The organism is Ruegeria lacuscaerulensis (genome assembly GCF_013033355.1).
Lineage (GTDB): Bacteria > Pseudomonadota > Alphaproteobacteria > Rhodobacterales > Rhodobacteraceae > Ruegeria > Ruegeria lacuscaerulensis_A.
Genome location: NZ_WQDY01000015.1, coordinates 49,665 through 70,303, shown reverse-complemented (window position 1 = coordinate 70,303; position 20,639 = coordinate 49,665). Strand labels below are relative to the sequence as shown.

Here is a 20,639-nt window from a genome sequence, read left to right as displayed (position 1 = left end):
CTAGATTTGAATTCAGCCGAAAAACTGATTGAAGAACTTGTTGCGCTGGAACCGATCAAGACCTGGTCGCTGATCGTTACCCTGTTCGGTGACATGAACGGCAAAGAAATTACAGGCAAAGACTTGGGGCTGCTACTTGGTCGTGTTGGGATCAAAACCGAAGCCATGCGTGTCGCCTTGCATCGCCTTAGAAAAGACGGTTGGATCGAGTCAACAAAATCGGGGCGCGAAGTTACCTATCGCCTTTCTTCACATGGCCTATCAGAAACCCGGGCCGCCTATGAGGATGTATATCGTCAAGACGCCAAATACCCCGAAGGCTGGGTAATCTGCTGGGGTCGTCAAGGATTCGCAGCGCCACCCTTATCGATTCCAATCGACAAAGCGCTGGTTCTGATGCCCGCCTCAGCTGCTGCCAAAGCCGAAAACGTCGTGACGCTAAAGTTTGATGACTACCCTCCGCCCGAGTGGTTCTCGAGCGGTCTTGTGCAGGACAATGTTCTACGTCAGGCGTCGCGCATCTTTGACCTTGCAGCTTCTGCCGAAATTCATCGCATGCAATCCTTGCCCCAAGCTGCGATACGACTGATGCTTTTGCACCACTGGCGGAAAATGGCACTGCGCCCTGCAGTATGGGCCCATATTTCCCTAAACCCAAAAGGACCGCTGGCACTGTGCCACGGCAGGGTCACCGATCTACTGTCCGCGTTGCCCAACTTGTCGCCCGAACGATTTTCCCGATAACTCACGTTCCAATCTGAGTGGCTCCGCTAACTGTAACCGGGTCTTGATTGGTATTTCATCGCCGGTTAGGCCATGTTTTACCGATCAGTTAGGATTTGGATGCACAGTTGGTTCTCATCGAAGGTAGCCGCGTGACACACATGGGACGATCAATCTTGCGCACTGCGCTTGTGGCGATACTGTCGCTGGGTTCAGTGCCTGCGCTGGCGCAACCCGACATTTTGGTGCTGGGCGACAGTCAGATCTCTTTTGGGGCAGGAAAGGAATACACCCGATTCTTCCAAGACTTGCCACAACGCTGCAATATGACAGCAGAACGCACTCGGTTGCTGGAAAAGCTTGGCGCGCGTCAAACGGCGGCGATCGGTGTACGGTCCACCTCGTTGCAATCTTGGACATCCGTCAGCGGGCCGACACGCGGTGCAATCTGCGATGTAGACAAGAAATTTGGTGTTAACGCTGGTGCCTATGGGATCGATGGAAACCCTGATCGTGTTTTCATCCAGATCGGAAAAGGCTCATCTTATCAGTTCTGCAAACCCAAACAAACCGCGTTTGAGGCTATGTTTGCCGAAAACTACTATGATCCCGGTTTGTTGGTCCTGACTTTTCTGGGCAACTCGGCCGATCGCTGGGCAAACTCACCAGAAGCGGTCGCACAGGATGTGTCCAAGACTCTGGAACAGGTGCCCAAGGATATGCCTTGCGTCTTTATCTCAAGCGCGCCGGTCTACCTGAAAAAAACAAACGACAAGCGGATGAAAGCTCAAACGGCCATTGCCCGGGCGTTCGAGCGTGCCGATGCCCAGTGTATTGCCGTGGAAGGGTTTAATGCAAAGACGCGCGCGGCCATTGAGGGCAAACCAAAATATTTTCGCCGCAACGAAGCCGGTCGTGTCAAAGATCCGCATCATCCAAGTCCGGCTGCAATTCGCCAGTTTTTGAAGATCAACACGGTCGATTTCTGCGATGCGATCTTCGAAGCCCTGAAATAGAGAAACCGCATAAGGGGGAAACATGCAGTTTCTGAACAAAGCCGCGGGCATGGCCATTGCCCTTCTTTTGCAAGCACTTCCGGTCAGTGCCGAGCCGTTTGACTCGCCTGAAATACTGATCATCGGGGACAGTCAGATATCGTTCGGCTCGGGGCCAGCATTCCTGGAGTTCTTCAGTAATATCAAAACTCATTGCAAACCGAACGCCGAGCAAAAGCAGCATCTTGAGCGACTTGGAAAAATGCGGGTTGGTGTAATCGGTGTGCGCTCCAGCTCTATACCATCGTGGACAGCACGATCTGGCAAGGGTAAGGATACGATCTGCAAGGTTGATCCCAAATGGCGGGTTAATGCGGGGGCTTATGGCTTCGTAAACAAGTCCGGCAATAAATACGTCCAGATTGGCGAAGGGCGCGACTACCAGTTTTGTGCAGCAAACACGTCTCCGCTGGAAGAGATGTTGCGCGACGATTATTACGACCCAAAACTGATCCTGATGTCTTTTCTGGGCAATTCCGCAAAACGCTGGGCCAACAGCCCCGAGGCTGCAATCCGCGATGTTCAAAAGTTGAAAACCCAGCTTCCACCTGACCTGCCCTGCATTTTCATGACCACCGCCCCGGCTTACAAAAAGAAAATCGTAGACTTGAGATTGCGGGCGCAAAAGAACCTAATGGACGCCTTCAAAACATCAGGCTTGCGTTGTTCGTTTGTGCCGGGATCCACGCCGGAAACTGTCGCCGCCAATCAAGGGAACAAAGAGTATTTTCGTCTGAACAAAAAAGGCATGGTGAAAGATCCGTATCATCCGAACGAAGCTGCAGCCAAAAACTTCTTTGCCCTAGAAATGGATCAGATTTGTACGGCGATCTTCACGCAAATTTCGCCGACGAAGGAACAAAGCTGAATCCTAATCGTGCTCTTTAGCGCGACAGTCGAGTCAGCCGAAGGTCAAGAGAAAACATGCCCCGCGACTGGATGGGTCCAGGCTTAGGCGTCCACCGATCGCCTCGGCGGTTGCCGTCACAATATTCAAACCCATACCCGTCCCACCACTGTTTCTCCGCGTGGTGAAAAACGGCTGCATTATCTTTCCTGCATTCCCATCGCTAACCCCCGTTCCGTTGTCCGCAACGCGTAGGGTGGTCGCATCGTTGCGTTGACCTGCTGTCAGAACGATTTCGCTGGAGTCGTGTTGCTGTGCATTTTCAAGCAAATGCGTCAGTATAATCCTTAGCGTTTCTTCAGCCACGGGCAGAGGGAGATCTCCGTTTTCGACTTGCACCGAAAGCTTGGGAAAGGTCTCGGTCACGAAGGGAACGACATCATCCAAACGACAACTTCCGGTCAAAGCACTTTGATCGGCAAGGCTGAACGCACGCATATGGGCCAGCAAGTCCTCCATACGCTTGCCGCCTTTATCTACGGTATCCAGAAGCTTGTTCCGTTGTTCCACAGGCAAGCTGTTGTCCCGCAGCAGCTCGGTCGCACCTTTGAGGGCAGTCAGAGGAGACTTCAACTCGTGCGTGACATGGGCAGTATAGGTTTTTAGCGCGTCTTGTTTGTTTTGCAGACGTGTGGTGAGAGACTGAAAGCTCTGACTCAGCTCCTCAATTTCGCGAGTGCCTAAATGCTCTGGTGGCTCCCACGCGTCAACGCCATAGCCTGCCGATTGCGTCCTTTCTATCAAAAGGCGGATGGGCCGCGTGATAAAGCGCCAGAACACAAAACCGATCAACGCAGTGGACAAAGCTACGAATACGGCCGCTTTGGCCAAGTTAAAACGCTCGCCATAAAGAAATCGGAAGATATGGTTAGGGGTCCGGCTCAGATAGACAGCCCCGATCTGCGCCTCTTCTACGAACACCGGCATCGCAACAAACACGCGAACACGGGCTGCCCTGCTGAGTGTATAGACCGCAGGCGTTCTGTCCTCGCGCAGACGCGTTCGAGCGACCGACGAGATGTTCCCCTGCATAGCTTCCTGTACTTCGGCCACCTGCCCCAGATTCTCTCCGAGTTCGGCGGTTCCGGCGAAGACATTTCCGAACGTATCCAGAAACCGATACCCCACCAGCGTTTGCGTCTGTGCTCCAGCCGCGATCCGCGATAAAGGAGCCGCTATTTGCTTATAAACGCGGCCGGGGTCCAGTTGCATTGCCTGCGCATCGGGGCGCGGAGGCAAAACTGTTTCCCGGTTTACAGACAATGCTGGAAAGACTGCCCGATCGACCGAAATTGCGCCGCGCTTGGGCGGATCAAGCCCTGCTGCCTCAGCATATAGCTCGGAATAGGTCGCCGAGAGGACAGCGGCTTGTGTCAGCAGGCTTTCTTCGGTTTGCTGGACCAACTGGCTGTCGTAAAATCGGAACAATGCCAGCCCGGCAAACGGCAGACACAGAACAATCCCCAGAACAAGCAAGACAACAGTCCAGAGCTTGGGACGTTTTCTAGGCTTTACCCCGCCTTGCATGGCCCCATCCTCAGGCCAACACCATGCACGGTGACAATTCCGTCGGTGCAGCCGGCTTGTGACAGCTTGGCGCGAATATTGCGAATATGACTGTCTATTGTTCGGTCCGACACGTGGATGTTGTAACCGTACAGCGCATCCACCAACTGAGGTCGGGACATAACGTGATCCGGTCGGGACATCAAAGTTGCCAACAACCGAAGCTCTGATCCTGTCAATACCACCTGCTCTGCGCCGTACAGGCACGAATGGCGCCGCGCATCCAGAGTCAGCTTCCCTTGCACGAGGACTTGTTCCGCCGGGGTGGCTGGCGGGACGCTGCGTTTGAGGATGGCTTTGATACGTGCCACCAGTTCGCGCGGGGAAAAGGGTTTGGTAAGATAGTCGTCTGCTCCGATCTCAAGCCCGACGACCCGGTCAACCTCATCATCCCGAGCCGTAAGAAACAGGATCGGGACATCCGAGGACTTGCGAATTTCGCGACACACTTCAAGCCCGTCACGTTCAGGCAAGCCGATATCCAATACGATCAGTTCAGGTTGCTCTTGTCGAGCAGCGTCAAGTGCGGCCAAACCGTCACTGGCAAACATCGTTTGAAAACCCGCGTTTTCAACTGCAAACCCTGTCACTTCAAGAATGTCCGGATCGTCGTCGACGATAAGAATACGTGCGGGCATCAAATAGGGTCCTCAGCTCTGAGCCTGATAATAGGCTTGGATGCGCCACCTGCGAAAGCCCCATTCTCGCCAGTTGGAAATGGCATCCTGGGACATGAGATAGTCCAGTCTTTTACCACAAATACGCTCGCCGGTTTTGGCTTCAAAAGCGTGTATGGCAGGGTATGCATCGGGACCTAATCCACAGATGTAGTAGGTATCGCGAAGCGCCAGATCCTGACCGTGCGTCAGGTTATAGCCAGCGATCAGGTGCGCGAAATTGACAAAGCAGCAAACATAGACTGTGACGACAACGGTGGCCAGGCACCGTCGCAATAGCCAATCAACTCCCAACCCTCGATGAACTTGAATGACCGTCAGCACCAAGCCGATCAATACAAGGCCCATCCAGATAAAGGCGGCCACGCGCAGATAAGTCAGGGCATATGCCTCAACATATAGCTGCAGGCGGAAGGCTGCGGTCATCACCAAAAAGATATTCTGAGCCAACCAAAGATAAACCAGATTCCGCAAGACCCTATCCTGCGCGATCATGCTGCGTGTCAACAGGACGAATACCCCTGCTAGCAATGCCGTCACGACCAAAGGATAGGCACCACGATGGGCATAGGAAGCATAAGTCATACCATCGGGCAAGGCGACACCGCCGGTAAAAATCCCGATATCCATACCTGTCTGCACAAAGAACAACAGGTTGAACAAAAACAGAGAATTCCGAACAGAAAGAGGGTTGATCAGAAATGTAACCCGTCCGGGCCCGGCCCTCCGGAAAGAGGGTTTTTGCGCTTCGGAACCCAACCAAGACTTACTAAGGTTCAAACACGCCCAAACTTGAGACCCGATCAGACACCAGAACAAGACGCGCAACCAAAAATCGGCTGTGAACAAATGAGTTGGGTCCAGCCCTTGTAGGTAGCCTTCCAGAACTGGGTTTGCGGCGGCCAGCAGTATCAGGAAAATGATGCCCATTATGAAGGGAAGCAAGGCCGAAGATGCCTGACGACGAATGCCCTTGCCCATATCTGCCTCAGGCAAATCACGCAGCGCGGCCCAACTCAGCAACAAGTTTCCGATTGTAGGCAATCGCATTGCAACCCTAAAAAACAAGCGTTCGTTCAACGGCAATCCGTAGACCGACCACCCCACCAGCAAAACCAACCCGGCCAGACTAAATAACACCGACAAGAATTGCAGGTCGATGCACAACGGCAAATTGCACACTAGGGCAAAGCCCATGGCCCCGACCCACTCACGCCGATTGGTCCGAGGGGTCTTCAATGCCACTATTGCTGCCGAAAGGATCATCGCAAACAAGGCAAGAGAGATTCCAATCGGCTGGTGCCAGAACAGCCAATCTGCCAGTGTCACCAAAACGCCAAGCAAAGGTATCTTGTGCCGCATTCCAAGTGAGGAAAACAGCGATTTATCGCTTTGCGCCCGTGGGTTTGTTTGCGCGGATGTTGTCTCTGACATGCTTAGCCACCACGCATCTCGTTTAAGGCTATCCGGCACTCCGTGGATTATCAGCTCCTGCCTCATTACGCGCCTCCTGATTGCGGTTGTTCTTCCCATCAGGTTGACAGACGCAATTGCAGAGCTGGGGCGAGTCCTGAACAGGTTTTGAAAGGCTATTGTGCAGATTTTGCGCACACTTTTGACGAGTCCACCCAGTTGACCAAACGGTCAGACCCAGCGACGGTCGCGTGTCGACCACCAGATACAAACCAACAGTAGGACTTGAATAACCAGGCGTAAGTTCAGCTGCCATTCGGTAGCAAATGGGTAAAGCTCAGGGTTCAATGACATATGAATGTTGGCCGGGGTCACGGCCAATGTCAGTAAAATCAGACAATTCCCAGCGAGTTGGCGGGCCTGCGGCAATAGAATGCCAATCGCCCCCAGATTTCCAGAACTCCTGACACGTAAACCACCGCCAACGGCCAAGGAACATAAGGTGGCGTAATACTTAGGAAGAACTCTGAAACGACAAAATGCCCGATCCCGCCGCAAAAAAACCATAGGAAAACGAGCAAAAGACCCAAGTAATAAAATCTGACCATGTTCCCCTCAGACACGCAAGCGCATTGGTCGTCGGGAAACCGCCAGGCATTGAGGAACTCCAAGCTGAACCAAGTCGGTTTGAAGCCACGTCGTTGTAGGCTCAAGCTGTTTGCGACAATGGCACATGACCTATTTTCATCGATAAATATCCGCAACCGGAGGCCACAGTAAATTGAACACCGAAACCACTGATCAAACGACGCTTGGCAGAGCTTTTTATCGCATGAAAACCTGACTACCATGCTGCCAAAGCAACCACTACCGCGGGACTGACCAATGAAAGCCGTTCTCTACGAAAATTTCTCGCAGCCTCCTAAGCTGGTCACAATAAGCGACCCCTCACCGGATGCAGATGGTGTTGTGATCCGCGTTGAGGCGTCGGGCGTATGCCGCTCGGACTGGCACGGTTGGATGGGGCATGACGACGATATCGAATTGCCACATGTCCCCGGCCACGAACTGGCCGGCGTTGTGGAAGCCACAGGCGTAAACGTCAAGAAATGGAAACCAGGTGACAGGGTAACAGTCCCCTTTGTCGCAGGCTGCGGCTCTTGCCCGGAATGCTACGCGGGACATCAACAATTGTGTCTGGATCAACATCAACCCGGCTTTACGTACTGGGGCTCATTCGCCGAATATGTTGCGGTTCATCAGGCCGATCTAAACCTTGTTGCTTTGCCCGAGGGCATGGAATTTGCAACCGCGGCCAGTCTTGGTTGCCGCTTTGCGACGTCGTTTCGCGCTATTGTCGACCAAGGAAAAGTCGGCGCAGGTCAATGGGTCGCCATTCACGGGTGCGGCGGGGTCGGTCTGTCTGCCGTGATGATCGCCAGCGCGGTGGGCGCTCAGGTCATTGCCGTGGATATTGATGACCGAAAGCTTGACCTGGCTCGGAACCTGGGCGCGGTCACCACAATCAATGGCACCGGGACAGATGTCGCAGCAGAAGTTATCGAATTGACCCGTGGCGGTGCTAATGTCTCAGTTGACGCACTGGGACATCCGGCGACCTGCTTCAATTCCATCCAAAACCTACGACCCCGAGGGAAACATGTGCAGGTTGGGCTTATGCTGGGCGAACAAGCGCAACCTCAGGTGCCAATGGCAAAAGTTATCTCGAATGAGCTTGAAATCTTGGGCTCTCACGGAATGCAGGCCCATCGGTACGGCGCGATGTTGGATATGATCGCTTGTGGCAAGCTAGCGCCAGAAAAACTGGTAGGCGAAACGATCAATCTGTCTCAGGCACCGCAGGCCTTGATGGAAATGGATCGCTTTCAATCCATCGGCGCGACAGTCATCACTGATTTCGACCGTTAACGTGACTAGCTCTTGTCGTTAAAAACGGATTGTTATCACCAAGATTCTTGTGTGATCAGATAGATATAGGCCATAGTCTTGCTCAACCCGGTTACGAACGCAGTGGAACCGAGTGGGAGGAGTTTTGAAAGAAAGGCATTATACAGCCGCAAAATTGAATGCGGCGCTTCGGGTATTGGATCGCTATCAGATTCAATCTGATGGTGTTTTCGAACGAACAGATATCGACCGAACTCGCTTAAAAGACAAAGAGTATCGTGTCTCGCTGCGTCAGATCATCGATGTGCTGAATAATATCGCGCAGCAGCGCTGGCACCCCGAATTACCTTACGATATCGGAAGAAACCTCCACATCTCGGATTACGGGCTTTATGGATATGCTGTTCTAAGCAGCACAAGATACCGGGATACTGTAGATTTCGCGCAGAGGTTTCACTATCTTGCGGCGCCTACAGCCGAAATGTCCTTTGACTTTGATAAGGACAACCCCGGTTGGGAATTTGAACCGGTCTCGGTGATCGAACAATCGCCTGACTTCTATTCCTTTCTGACCAATCTGCAGGCCGGAATATTTGCCTCACTGCATCAGGACGTGATTGGTCAGGATTTCCAGTGCAATTTGCTTGAGTTGCGATACCCTAGGGACAGTTATTACACCATTCCGGCACACGCCGCAGATGTCATCAAATTCTCGGCTGAGAAGAACCGGTATAGTGTTCCTCCCAAATGGATGGACCAAAGATTGGAACTGGGAAACCGGATGACCTTTCAGCAAATCGTCCAGATTTGCGAAAAGGAGTTGTCCGAATTGCTCAGCCGCGATGAGGGGCGCGTGTCTGGAAAAGTTCGAAAAGCGCTTGTTCAAAGCCTCTCTTTTGGGGCCAATATGGAACTGATTTCACGTCAGATTGGATTGACTAGCCGAACCCTGCGCCGCCATCTGAAACGAGAAAACACGACGTTCAGCGATATCGTCGATTCCACGCGGTCTGAACTAGCACTTCGGTATCTTCGGGATACCGAACTCAGCATACAGGAAATCGCCTATGTGCTAGGTTTCTCAGATTCTGCCAGCTTCGTGCGCGCCTTCAGAAGGTGGACAGGAAAAACACCGAAACACTATAGGGTCGGTTTCTGAAGGCGGAATCTGACGCTACGTTGTCCTCGATTGTCAATCTTATGACCCGATGTGGGGTTTACGCACTGGGGTCGACTGGCAATATTTTCCACTAAGTCGAAACATCCGCGGATAAGTCTTTCTGTTGGGTATCGAGTTGCTACTGGCTAGGAGAGAGGCTGGGGCATCCGAGAAACGGCCGGAGGATAACTATGTCATTGCTACGAACAAAACCCCATCCAACAAATTGGTTTGGCTTTAAGGGTTTGTTCTTGCGAGCAAATACAGACCGGCGGGCGCAACTTGGTCTGAACCGGATCAGCTTACGCACTAATCCTCGCGCCACATATAACCCGCAAGAGAGCGGGTAAACTGGAAGGAAATCTATGCAGTTCGATTACGTCATAGTAGGTGGCGGCTCCGCCGGGTCGGTTCTTGCCGCACGCCTCAGCGAAGATCCGAAAGTTTCGGTTTGCCTGCTCGAAGCCGGCGGGGGTGGCAACGATATATTCGTACGTATGCCTATGGCAGTCGCAGCCATGGTCCCTAGCAAGCCGATAAAGATCAACAATTGGAGCTTTGAAACGGTCGAACAACCCGGCTTGAACGGACGCAAGGGCTATCAGCCGCGCGGGAAGTGTCTGGGCGGGTCCAGTGCGATCAATGCCATGCTTTATGTCCGCGGCCAACGAGAGGATTACGATGCTTGGGCCGATCTGGGCTGCGAAGGATGGGATTGGGACAGTGTGTTGCCCTATTTCCGAAAAGCCGAAAGCAATGAACGCGGCGTAGACGACATGCATGGCGGCAGCGGACCTCTGCAGGTGTGTGACCAGAAATCCATCCATGTTTTATCTGAAGCCTTTGTTGATGCCGCCACGCAGTTGCAACATCGCAGAACTCGCGACTTCAACACGGGCGACAACGAAGGGGTTGGATTTTACCAGGTCACACAGTTCTTTGACAAAGACAAAAACGGTGAACGCTGCTCGGCGGCCGCGGGCTATGTGTTTCCCAATGCCGACAGACCCAACCTTACGATTGTGACCCGCGCTCGTGCACGTCGCGTCACCTTTGAAGGGAAACGTGCTACAGGCGTGATTTATCAACACAAAGGCCAAGACGTTACGGTTAACGCAAAACATGAAGTCTTACTTTGTGGAGGGGCCTTTCAGTCGCCGCAACTGTTGCAACTGTCCGGGATCGGTAATGGTGCAGATCTGTCCAAGTTGGGCATTCAGGTCAGACATGATCTACCGGGCGTCGGCCAGAATTTGCAGGACCACCTGGACTTTATTCTTGGCTACAAGACCAATCGGCACGACAACCTTGGGATCAGTTTGAGAGGCGGTATCCACATCGTCCGCGAAATCCTGCGGTGGCGCAAAGACGGAGTTTCTCTTGCCGCGTCACCCGTTGCCGAAGCTGGCGCATTCTTAAAGACCGATCCGGCGCTGGACCGGCCGGATATTCAGTTTCACTTTGTGCCAGCCTTGCTCGATGACCACGGGCGCAAACAACATCTGGGACACGGCTACAGCTGTCACGTCTGCCAAGTACGACCCTACAGCCGCGGCTCGGTCTTTTTGCAAAGCACGAACGAGCTGGCTGCACCGGGTATTGATCCAGCTTTCCTGTCCGATCCTCGCGACATAAAAGTCATGGTCAAAGGCGCGAAGATGATGCGCGACGTCCTTGAGACAGAAACTATGACCCAACACCGCAAAAAAGAGATGTTCGGATCTGATAAATTGAGGACTGATGAGGATTGGGAAAACCACATCCGGTCTCGCGCAGACTCAATCTATCACCCCGTCGGCACGTGTAAAATGGGCGTGGATGAGATGTCGGTCGTTGACCCTGAACTACGCGTGCATGGGATTCAGGGGTTACGTGTAGTTGACGCTTCGGTCATGCCCAATCTGGTGTCCGGGAACACTAACGCCCCTACGATTATGATCGCCGAGCGCGCCTCGGATCTGATTAAGGCTGCCCGCGCAGCCTGATATCTGAGTCCAAAAGGCACTGGTCGAAACGCGGACCTGTGCCGGAACTCACTCGTGCATAATTCTAACGCTGAACCGAGACTTTCACGTCATAGGCCGTCTTGAATATCTCGGGCATTCGTGTTGGGCGACCGCTGCTCAGTTTGGTGCATACGTAGTGGGATTTTGCCCGCAGGATCGTTTTCATGTCTTGCAACCGAATCACCTGAAAAGACCGGCTGGCGCGCAACCGTTGGTCGTTGGCAGAGATCCAGTTGTAAACAACGATCTCATCTCCCAGAAAAGCAGACGCGATGTAGTCGATCTCGTGACGCGCGGCCGCCATGCCGCGGTCTAGCTCCAGGCAGGCACGTTCACCCAACCCCACGGCTCGTGTGTGCTCCCATACTGTCGCGTCCAGCCACTTCAAATAAACGGCATTGTTGACATGGTTAAAGCCATCGAGATCGTCTTTCGTTACGACAAAGCGTTTCCAAAACGCATCAGGACAATCTGACAAGGTCGACAGGTCTTGGTCGTGACGGGCATTCATGAAATAGCCTTTGCGTTCAAATAGGGTTCCAGACTTTTGTGGTAGAACACGTCAGGAAACAAGACCCAGTACCCGATAGTTTTGATACATCTTAGCTAAGCACCTACACGATGCCTTTACCCGCAGTCAAAACGCTGGTTACATCTCGATCACGCGCTGCAATTGCGCGTAGCGATCGCCCAGTTGATGGTCGATCATTACCAATCGTTTGGCATAATGTGATCCCGGGTATTCCCATGTCATTCCGATACCCCCATGCAACTGAATACTTTCTTCGGCAATCATGGTGCCTGCACGTCCAATGAGGTTTTTCGCCATGGCGACGTATTTTTCAGCTTGATCGGTTCCCAGCTTACTGGCCGCCAGAATAGCGATCGACCGACATTGTTCGATCTCGATTGCCATATCTACAGCGCGATGCTGCAACGCCTGAAAGCTGGCGATTGGGCGACCAAACTGTTTTCGCTGTTTCAAGTATTCCACAGTCATGTCTACAAGAACCTGCATAACGCCAACCGCCTCGGCACAGAGTGCCAGACGGCCCGCATCCAAACTCGCTTTGATGCTCTGGATTGCGTCTTCGACCAGACAGATGGCCGGAGTATTGTCCAAAATCAACTCGCCTGCACCGCCACCGTCAATCATGGCATAGTCGATGGTCTCGGGCGTCTCGACCAGAAACAGCCCGATTTCCGCTTCGACACGCGCTGCCACCAGTACGCCATCTGCGCCGGGCAAGCCGTACACCACAGATTTTCGACCGTTCAGAACCCAACCGTCATCAGACTTGTCAGCACTTGCCCGGATCAAAGAAAGACCATCAGCATCCGGCTCGAACACCGCAAAGGCGAACCTTCTGGTGCCCATGATCATCTCATCAACCAACGTCTGCGCCCCGCAATCGGCAGCGACACGCGCGCTCATCAACGCGGCCAGCATCGGCTCGGGGCACAGGCCCCGTCCCAGTTCCTCGAAAACGGTGGCTATATCGAAACCAGTGCCACCGAAACCGCCTTTGTCTTGGGCCACAAAAGCGGCGATCAGGCCCAGTTCTGACAATTCCTCCCATTTCTCAGCAGAATGGTACGGAGCGGACGCAGTCGCTGCGGTCCGGACTTTGAAATCATATTGGTCCGCCAAATAGCGGCGCACAGTATCGGACAGCATCTGGCGGTCTTCGGTCAGGTTGAAATCCATGTGTCAGCCTCCAAAAAGATCTTTGGCGATAATGTTGCGCTGAATCTCGTTTGACCCACCAAAGATCGAAAGCTTGCGGTTGTTGAAGTAACTGGCTGCAGCACGCGCTGCTTCTTCGGGCACGGACAGCACGTTCTCTGGCAACTCATCTGCAGGGAATGGGGCAGCCGCAGACCCAAGCGCTGAACGGGTCAAGCTTAGAATTCGTTGGCGGATCACGGTTCCCTTGATCTTGAGCATCGAGCTTTGTGTTCCGGATGCAGCACCTTCTTTGGCCGCCGACAGCATACGCAGGTTCATAATTCTCAGCGCCTCGAGGTCAATTTCGACCTCGGTCATTTCCGCCGCAAACAACGGATCCTGGGACAATGGCCTGCCCCCCCGAACAAGGGTTTGGGACAGCATTTTCAGCTTATCAAGGTCGCGGGTGGAAAACCCGACACCCGCAATATTTGTCCGCTCATGTGTCAGAAGGTATTTGGCGATGGTCCAACCTTTGTTTTCCTGACCGACCAGATTGGCCACGGGCACATGCACGTCCGTAAAGAACACCTCGTTCACCTCGTATCCGCCCTCCAACAATCGGATCGGACGCAGCTCAACCCCCGGTGTGTCCATATCGACCAGAACGAAGCTGATACCTTCCTGCGGTTTCCCTTCATTCGACGTCCGCACGAGGCAGAAAATCTTGTTGGCATACTGCCCCAGCGTCGTCCATGTTTTCTGCCCGTTGATTACATAGGCGTCACCTTCCCGCACAGCGCGAGTCTTGAGGCTTGCAAGGTCGGAGCCCGCGCCGGGCTCGGAATAGCCCTGACACCACCAATCCGAGCCATCCAGAATACGTGGTAAAATTTCAGCTTTTTGGGCTTCGGTTCCGAACTTGATCAGAACCGGCCCTAACATGTTCAGGCCGAAGGGAACCGTACGAGGGGCATTGGCCAGAGCGCATTCTTCCTCGAATATATGGCGCTCGACCGCACCCCACCCGGTGCCGCCATATTCCGAAGGCCACGTCGCAGCCAACCAGCCTTTTGTGTTCAGCTTCGCATGCCAATCTTCCATATCCGCCTTGCTTAAAGCTGCAGAATTACGGTTTTTTCGAACAAGATCATCAGACAGGTTATCATCCAGAAACGCGCGTACCTCTGCACGAAACGCTTCTTCTTCCGGGGTAAATCTCAGGTCCATGTTCACGCCCCTTTGTTAAGATCGCCGAAGGTTTTACCCGCTTCGGCCAGTTCGCGCAGCAGGTCTGGAACCTGCCAGTAAAAAGGGTCTTCTCGCGCGTATGCCTCAATGCGTTGCACCAGAACATCCAGCCCCGTCATATCGGCATATTGCAGAGGTCCACCCCATACGCGCGGAAAGCCGTAACCGAATAGAAATACAGCATCTACATCAATGGGACGCAGGGCTATTTTGTCCTCAACGACCCGAACGGCTTCGGACACCATTGCCGCCATGTATCGGTCGACAATTTCCTGATTGGTAAAGCTGCGCCGGGTGATCCCTTTGGCATCACGTTCAGCCTGCGCAAATTCGGCCACCGCTGGATTAACACTGCGGGTTTTGCCGTCGTACAAGTAGAACCCTTTGCCTGTCTTGCGTCCGAACCAACCCTGTTCGCAAATACGGTCGGCAATCTCGACATATCGCTCCTGCGACGGACGGAAGGCAGCTTTGCGTTTCCGCGTGGCCCATCCAATATCCAAACCAGCAAGATCCGAGACGGCGAAAGGTCCCATAGCGAAACCGAACTCTTCCAACGCAGTGTCTATTTGATCAAACGGCGCCCCATCAAGATGCATGTATGACGTTGATTTCAGGTAATGCGCCAGAATTCGGTTTCCGATAAACCCGTCACACACCTCGGCCCGAACCGCAATCTTTCGGAGTTTCTTCGCAAGTTTGAAACAGGTGGCGACCGTCTCGGGCGCGGTTTCTTTACCAACCACAATTTCAAGCAATCGCATGACATGAGCAGGTGAGAAAAAGTGCAAACCGATGACATTCTGAGGCCGCTTGGTCGTTGATGCGATTTCATTGACATCAAGATAGGAGGTATTGGTGGCAAGGATGGCACCGTGTTTGCAAACCTCATCAAGCTTTCCGAAAACCTCCTGCTTGACCTCCATGGATTCAAAAACGGCCTCGATCACAACGTCCGCATCTGCCAGCGCGGCCATATCCGTGGTACATGTCAATGCGGCCAAGGCCGTGTCCCTTTGTGCCTCGGTCAGTTTGCCGCGCTGGACGGCACCGGCAAGATTTTTGGTGATCGTATTGCGAGCGAAATCCACACGATCCTTTTCCATCTCAACCAGCGTAACGGGCATCCCGGCCAGAAGCATCGCCGTAGCAATGCCCGAGCCCATGGTACCACCCCCAATCACCCCGCCCGAGGTCAGCTCTCTTGCTTCGGCCTTGGCTTCGGGAATATGGGCAACTACCCTTTCCGCGAAGAAGGCATGCTTCAGCCCTTTGTGTGCGTTGCTACCCATCGCTTCCACGAAAAGCTCACGTTCAATCTTTAGACCTTCGGCGAGCGGTAGGTTACTTGCTTCAGCAGCCTTTAAGGCGCGTTCAGCGACCTCACCGGTGATCTTGCCGCGAAAGGCGTCGATTTCATCAGCACTTAGGCGATTGTCCTGATCGGCAGTTACGCGGGTTTTCAGGGTGCCGTCCAACACCTTTTGACCTGCAGCCAACGCTACCGCTTCGGGATCACCCTCTTGCAGACCATCCAGCAACCCTGCATCCAGTGCGACGTTTGCCGATACTGGTTTACCAGAAGTGATCATTGTAAGCGCCGTTTGCCCATCAACCAGGCGCGGCAGGCGTTGCGTTCCACCCGCGCCGGGCAACAGGCCGAGATTAACTTCCGGTAGGCCCAGTCGAAGACCCTTTATGCCGACCCGCGCGTGACAACTAAGCGCGATCTCAAGCCCTCCACCCAGTGTTGTTCCATGCAGAACGCATACAATAGGCTTGGCGCTGGCTTCCAGTATCTCACACACTTCGGGCAAAACCGGCTGTTTCGGCGGCTGGCCGAACTCGCGAATATCAGCACCGGCGACAAAAGTCCGCCCCGCAGCATAAAGTACTATAACGCGAACGGTTTCGTCCCCGACCAGATCACGGACTGCGTTCACCAGCCCGATACGCACACTATACCCCGCCGCGTTGACCGGCGGATTGTCGATTTTTACGAGCGCTAGGCCATTTTCTTTGCGTATTTCAACTGACGCCATGGGTTCCTCCTGATTTCACTCGCATACGCCAAGGCCTCCGTTGCCTTCGGTGCTGTCATCGCGAGCTGTCAGCCCTAAACTTCTGCTGCATTCTGTCAGCACCCACAAAACAAGTTTTGGAGTTTCGGCACCAGAGGGTTTCTCGTCAGTCACTGATTTAAGAAATGAAGAGCAGCGCGGCCAAAGGCACGAAAGAACCCGTGTTAATCGTGATCGGATTCAATACACCTTCAGTAGCTCCGGCGATCGCTGAAGCAGAGTAAGCAATTTTATCCGCGCAAAGCGCCTTGGGATAGTCCGGAAACAGGGCCTATAATCGTTCGATTTCATCCTTTTGCGGGCCAGTCAAAGAAGGGCCCGCAAACGTGAAACGGCTTCAAAAGCGCCAGCGTGCGCCCAAGACGACTGTGGACAGGTCATCAAACTCATCGGATGAGTCGTCATAGGCATAATCCTGGTACGAGAAGTAAGCTTCCATATTGTACTGGTCGATTTTTTGGACGACACCAATGCCCCAGACCTCAGAATCCGAACCATCCGCGTTAAAATCTGAGCCGTCCCAGTAATGAAGCCCGACACCGGTTTTGCCAAAGTTGAACCAGTCGCCCTCGTAGCCGATTTTGAGATAGTAAAAACTGGGATCTGCCGAGGCATCATCGTCCACATCCCTCTCACCGATGGCGACCGCGAAGCTTAAGCCGTTATCCAACAGAACCGAGGCCGATCCAACAACGTCCTCACGCTTTTCGCTTTCACTGCCGCCTGCACCGCTGTTGCCGGATCCACGTACCTGATAGGCTAGTCCGGCAGCAACTTCGACACCGTTGGCAAACGTGTTTCGGTAGTAGGCTGCAAAGTCATAATAGTCGCGGTCATCGTTGAAATCTTCTTCCAACACGTTCTGGCCATAAGACAGACTGAACGAAAACCCATTAAACGACGGCGTGTCATAGCGCACCCGTGTGCGCCGCGCGCCATCAAAGTTATCGGTTGTTCCCGAGACCGTCGGCCCACTCAGAATGCCGCCATCGTCACGGAACAGGAAGGATGCGTTTGAATCCGCGGTGAACGAATACAAGACCAGAGCAACCAGCGACAAATCCTGTTCGGCGACACCGTCAGCGGCCATGCTGCCCTGCCCGGCCGAGAAAGTGCCCCAGTCTCCCTCTAGGGACAAATCTACATGCCGAATGTCTTCGCGTGTCCAGCCGCTAAAGTCGTTGCCGTTCTGATCCGTTTCGGTCGAATTTGGCAAACCTAGTGCAGTTTCAAAGCGGAACCGGAACGTGTTGGCGCCATAGGGTTGCTCGAGCCGTAGTCCAACACGGCTGTTGGAGGCGTCAAAGTCGCGAACATTGGTTTCGGTCTCTTCTCCGTCATCAACCGAGATGATAGCGGGGTTCAACTGTCCATACAGCACAACAAATCCGCCCGAGTTGTTGTCGTACTTTAACTCGGCCGCAGCCGGCAGTGCAAAACCCAGAGCCAGAACGGCAGCCGAAGATATCAATCTGGTTTTCTGTGTCATCTGTCATTCCCTCATTTTTAAATATCGCAACGCACCGGATCATCTCTGCGTTTATTGTCCGGTCAGTGTCAGCAAAAGGTTCGCAGCGGATGTGCAGATATGTCTTGTCTGAATTTCGGCTCCTCCGTGTTTCAATGAAACACCGCGCCTGCTTCAGAACTCCACTCGTTGCCGAAGCCACAGAGTTCCTGATACAGGCAACAGCTTAAATTCCGTGGCCCATTGCGCTGCTCCTATGGGAATTTCCTCAGAGTCCCAACGGGCGACCGCATATTATATGCCTTCAAGTATTTACGTATTATGTTTTTTAGTTTCGTTTTGAGATAAGCTAACCCAAGCGCTTCCGGTGTGTCACGTGATTTTTCGACACGCCACGTCAGAGAAAATCGGACTTTGAAAACAGGCGACCGCTCGCCATGACCAGACATGCCCCCGAGCTAGGCAGCCGGGGGTTTTCGTGGCCCGCTTTTTCCGTGTAAACGCAAGACATGATCAGGAAGAATCCCGTCGGGACACACATACTATTGGACTATCATGGCGGGTCGAGGCTGACGGACTCCTCGTATCTAGAGAGCGCGCTGAAATCTGCGGCCCACGCTGCAGGGGCGAAAATCCTTTCAAGCAGCTTTCACACTTTCGGAGGCCATGGCGGCATTACGGGCGTTCTGTTGCTGGCTGAGTCTCACATCTCGATTCACACGTGGCCCGAGAAATCTTATGCCGCGATCGACATTTTTATGTGCGGGGGCACCTATCCCGAACGCGCCGTGGACTGCCTTGCAGAATTGCTGCACCCCGAGAGTGTGGACATCACTCGTATTCACCGAGGCGCCTTAACGGAACCAGAAATCCCACCCGTCCAAATAGTAGCCGACCAAAGCATGTGACTGCAGCGAATTCGGATCAGCCGCGATACGCGCGGTATCGGCTCCGAATACCTGCGTTGCACGCCAAACATCTTCATCAAGATATCGCAACCCCCCCGGCAACAAGATCTTTCGGCCTGACAAAGGCGCTGGCGAGGCCAACACAAACCCCCACTCACCGAAACTGGGCACGTAGCTGTGATAGGGCAAAACACTTAGCCCCTGCCCCGGTTGCTGAGGATTCCGGCTGGACTCGATCGTTCCAACAACGGACCAAAACGCCTGTCGGGCAAAAAAAGGTGAACCGGCTTGAGTCACAAGCATTCCTTGCGCGCTGAGGCGTTCGACCAGAATGGAATAGAATTGCCTAGTATACAGGCGTGACAAGCTTATGGATTTCGGGTCAGGCAAATCTACAATGATCACATCATAAATCTTGTGATCCTGTTCCAGGAATTTCCACGCATCATTGCTTAGGATAGTTACGCGAGGATCCCTTAATGCAAAATCATTCAAACTCGATAATGCAGGATGATCGCGAAACAACTCGGTGACTCGTGGATCAAGGTCCACCAAAGTGACATTGTGAACATCTGGGTAGCGGAGCACCTCTCTGACGGCCATTCCGTCCCCCCCGCCCAGAACCAGCACCTGAGCCCTGCGTGGTGCCAAAGCCATTGCAGGATGAACCAAAGGTTCGTGATACCGATGTTCGTCAAGGCTGTCGAATTGGATTGAGTGGTCCAGAAACAGCCGCACTCTGTCTCGATACTGCGTAACAGTAACCTGTTGATATGGGGTGTTTTCCGACAGGACTATGTCATCTTCAAACAACTCAGCCTCGGTTATGGAGACCAACCGTTCGGATTGCCATAGGCCCGCAACCGTTGCCAGCATGGCCAACGTCCAGACTGTGACTTGCCTGCGGGTCGCCAGCTCCCGAAACACCAGCAATGACAGCCCCGCCACCGCAAGATTTAACGCGCCGAATGCAAGACTTGCGGACATCAATCCCAAATGCGGAATAACCAACAACGGAAATGCCAGTGAGGCCACCAAAGCCCCCACGTAATCCACGCTCAACACGTTTTCGAAACGGAACTTTAGCGCCCCGATCTCCTCCAACACACGCGCGATCAAGGGCAATTCCATGCCCGACAAGATCCCGATCGCAACCAGTGCCGCGTACAAAGGCAAGGCCACCTGACCTATCCACGCGTAGTTCAGGAACAGAACCGGGGCCATGAAGCCACCGACAATGCCCAACAGAATTTGCGCCCAAACAAACCCCGAAAAAGCATGAGTAACAAAGCGCGACAGCCACGCGCCGACCCCCATTGCCGACAGGAAAATCCCGATAACCAGCGAGAACTGACGCACCGAGTCGCCCAGCAGATAACTGGAAAGAGTTGCGGCAATCAGCTCGTAGATCAGGCCAGCCACGGCCACCAGAAAGGTCGCCGCCAGCAACCAAACCGCCCGTGCCTGAACCGCCGGAGCGGGTGTCATGACAGGATGACAGCTGCGATGATAATTGAGACGGCCACGAATAGCAGACCGATCAGAATTGCCAGCGCAATGTTCTGGTCCTTCTCGATCTCGCGCACGATGGAAAACGGCGTCAGCCAGTCGATCACTTTCCAGACACCCCACATCAACGAGACACCAAGAACAGTGTAGAAGATGGTGCTTACAATCTCGGCGATCTGAATCGCTGCCAGATATTCCATTGGTTTTCCCTTATTTTACACGACCTGTTCGATAATATCCGCCGCCACTGCTACCGACGCGAACCGAAGTATCCAAATCCCGGCTCTCGGCGCCATAGCCGTGCCATGCGACGTACCCCACTGAAGCGATTGCGGTGGT

The 20,639-nt window shown here is 53.6% G+C and carries 17 protein-coding genes; 7 read left to right on the top strand and 10 right to left on the bottom strand.

The window, feature by feature from the left end; translation table 11 throughout:
• Positions 1 to 6 precede the first annotated feature (6 nt).
• The 3 genes from GOW48_RS20360 (at position 7) to GOW48_RS20350 (ending at position 2,646) form a co-directional block, all read left to right on the top strand.
• Positions 7 to 744, top strand: coding sequence for a hypothetical protein (locus GOW48_RS20360; RefSeq protein ID WP_170755932.1), 738 nt, complete (start codon positions 7 to 9; stop codon positions 742 to 744).
• 140 nt (positions 745 to 884) lie between these two features.
• A complete protein-coding gene (locus GOW48_RS20355) occupies positions 885 to 1,739 on the top strand; it encodes an SGNH/GDSL hydrolase family protein (RefSeq protein WP_170756556.1) in 855 nt (284 codons plus the stop codon).
• A gap of 22 nt (positions 1,740 to 1,761) precedes the next feature.
• On the top strand, positions 1,762 to 2,646 hold the full coding sequence (locus GOW48_RS20350; RefSeq protein ID WP_170755930.1) for an SGNH/GDSL hydrolase family protein: 885 nt from the start codon (positions 1,762 to 1,764) through the stop codon (positions 2,644 to 2,646).
• 33 nt (positions 2,647 to 2,679) lie between these two features.
• On the opposite strand, the gene GOW48_RS20345 is transcribed toward GOW48_RS20350, so the two are convergent.
• From GOW48_RS20345 to GOW48_RS20335, 3 genes are read right to left on the bottom strand one after another with little or no spacing between them, the layout of a single operon-like run.
• On the bottom strand, positions 2,680 to 4,212 hold the full coding sequence (locus GOW48_RS20345; RefSeq protein ID WP_170755929.1) for a sensor histidine kinase: 1,533 nt from the start codon (positions 4,210 to 4,212) through the stop codon (positions 2,680 to 2,682).
• Positions 4,197 to 4,889: a response regulator transcription factor gene (locus tag GOW48_RS20340; RefSeq protein ID WP_170755928.1), complete on the bottom strand. Its 693-nt coding sequence runs from the start codon at positions 4,887 to 4,889 to the stop codon at positions 4,197 to 4,199. Before GOW48_RS20340 ends, GOW48_RS20345 begins: the two co-directional genes overlap by 16 nt.
• Positions 4,890 to 4,901: 12 nt before the next feature.
• Entirely contained in the window at positions 4,902 to 6,428 is a 1,527-nt protein-coding gene (locus GOW48_RS20335) for a DUF4153 domain-containing protein (protein WP_170755927.1), read from the bottom strand.
• A gap of 798 nt (positions 6,429 to 7,226) precedes the next feature.
• Here GOW48_RS20335 and GOW48_RS20330 point away from each other — a divergent pair.
• The 3 genes from GOW48_RS20330 to GOW48_RS20320 all read left to right on the top strand — a co-directional run bounded on the left by GOW48_RS20330 (position 7,227) and on the right by GOW48_RS20320 (position 11,393).
• Positions 7,227 to 8,270: a zinc-dependent alcohol dehydrogenase family protein gene (locus tag GOW48_RS20330; RefSeq protein WP_170755926.1), complete on the top strand. Its 1,044-nt coding sequence runs from the start codon at positions 7,227 to 7,229 to the stop codon at positions 8,268 to 8,270.
• A gap of 124 nt (positions 8,271 to 8,394) precedes the next feature.
• Entirely contained in the window at positions 8,395 to 9,408 is a 1,014-nt protein-coding gene (locus GOW48_RS20325) for a helix-turn-helix transcriptional regulator (protein ID WP_170756557.1), read from the top strand.
• 365 nt (positions 9,409 to 9,773) lie between these two features.
• Positions 9,774 to 11,393: a GMC family oxidoreductase gene (locus tag GOW48_RS20320; RefSeq protein ID WP_170755924.1), complete on the top strand. Its 1,620-nt coding sequence runs from the start codon at positions 9,774 to 9,776 to the stop codon at positions 11,391 to 11,393.
• 64 nt (positions 11,394 to 11,457) lie between these two features.
• On the opposite strand, the gene GOW48_RS20315 is transcribed toward GOW48_RS20320, so the two are convergent.
• The 5 genes from GOW48_RS20315 to GOW48_RS20295 form a co-directional block, all read right to left on the bottom strand.
• A complete protein-coding gene (locus GOW48_RS20315; protein WP_170755923.1) occupies positions 11,458 to 11,925 on the bottom strand; it encodes an acyl-CoA thioesterase in 468 nt (155 codons plus the stop codon).
• Between the two features lie 138 nt (positions 11,926 to 12,063).
• Positions 12,064 to 13,122, bottom strand: a complete 1,059-nt coding sequence (locus GOW48_RS20310; protein WP_170755922.1) for an acyl-CoA dehydrogenase family protein — start codon at positions 13,120 to 13,122, stop codon at positions 12,064 to 12,066.
• 3 nt (positions 13,123 to 13,125) lie between these two features.
• Positions 13,126 to 14,313 carry an acyl-CoA dehydrogenase family protein gene (locus GOW48_RS20305; protein ID WP_170755921.1) on the bottom strand — a complete coding sequence of 396 codons (1,188 nt, stop codon included), beginning with the start codon at positions 14,311 to 14,313 and terminating at the stop codon, positions 13,126 to 13,128.
• A gap of 2 nt (positions 14,314 to 14,315) precedes the next feature.
• The gene (locus GOW48_RS20300; RefSeq protein ID WP_170755920.1) at positions 14,316 to 16,376 is read right to left on the bottom strand and encodes a 3-hydroxyacyl-CoA dehydrogenase NAD-binding domain-containing protein; all 2,061 of its coding nucleotides are present in this window, start codon (positions 16,374 to 16,376) and stop codon (positions 14,316 to 14,318) included.
• A gap of 376 nt (positions 16,377 to 16,752) precedes the next feature.
• On the bottom strand, positions 16,753 to 17,904 hold the full coding sequence (locus GOW48_RS20295; RefSeq protein ID WP_170755919.1) for a porin: 1,152 nt from the start codon (positions 17,902 to 17,904) through the stop codon (positions 16,753 to 16,755).
• Positions 17,905 to 18,392: 488 nt separating this feature from the next.
• On the opposite strand from GOW48_RS20295, the gene speD reads away from it, so the two are divergent.
• Positions 18,393 to 18,791, top strand: a complete 399-nt coding sequence (gene speD, locus GOW48_RS20290; protein WP_170755918.1) for an adenosylmethionine decarboxylase — start codon at positions 18,393 to 18,395, stop codon at positions 18,789 to 18,791.
• On the opposite strand, the gene GOW48_RS20285 is transcribed toward speD, so the two are convergent.
• Complete coding sequence (locus tag GOW48_RS20285; protein WP_170755917.1) at positions 18,738 to 20,279, bottom strand: polyamine aminopropyltransferase; 1,542 nt, start codon at positions 20,277 to 20,279, stop codon at positions 18,738 to 18,740. The two genes, speD and GOW48_RS20285, sit on opposite strands and share 54 nt — an antisense overlap.
• Positions 20,276 to 20,500, bottom strand: a complete 225-nt coding sequence (locus GOW48_RS20280; RefSeq protein WP_170356464.1) for a DUF350 domain-containing protein — start codon at positions 20,498 to 20,500, stop codon at positions 20,276 to 20,278. Before GOW48_RS20280 ends, GOW48_RS20285 begins: the two co-directional genes overlap by 4 nt.
• Between the last annotated feature and the right edge of the window lie 139 nt (positions 20,501 to 20,639).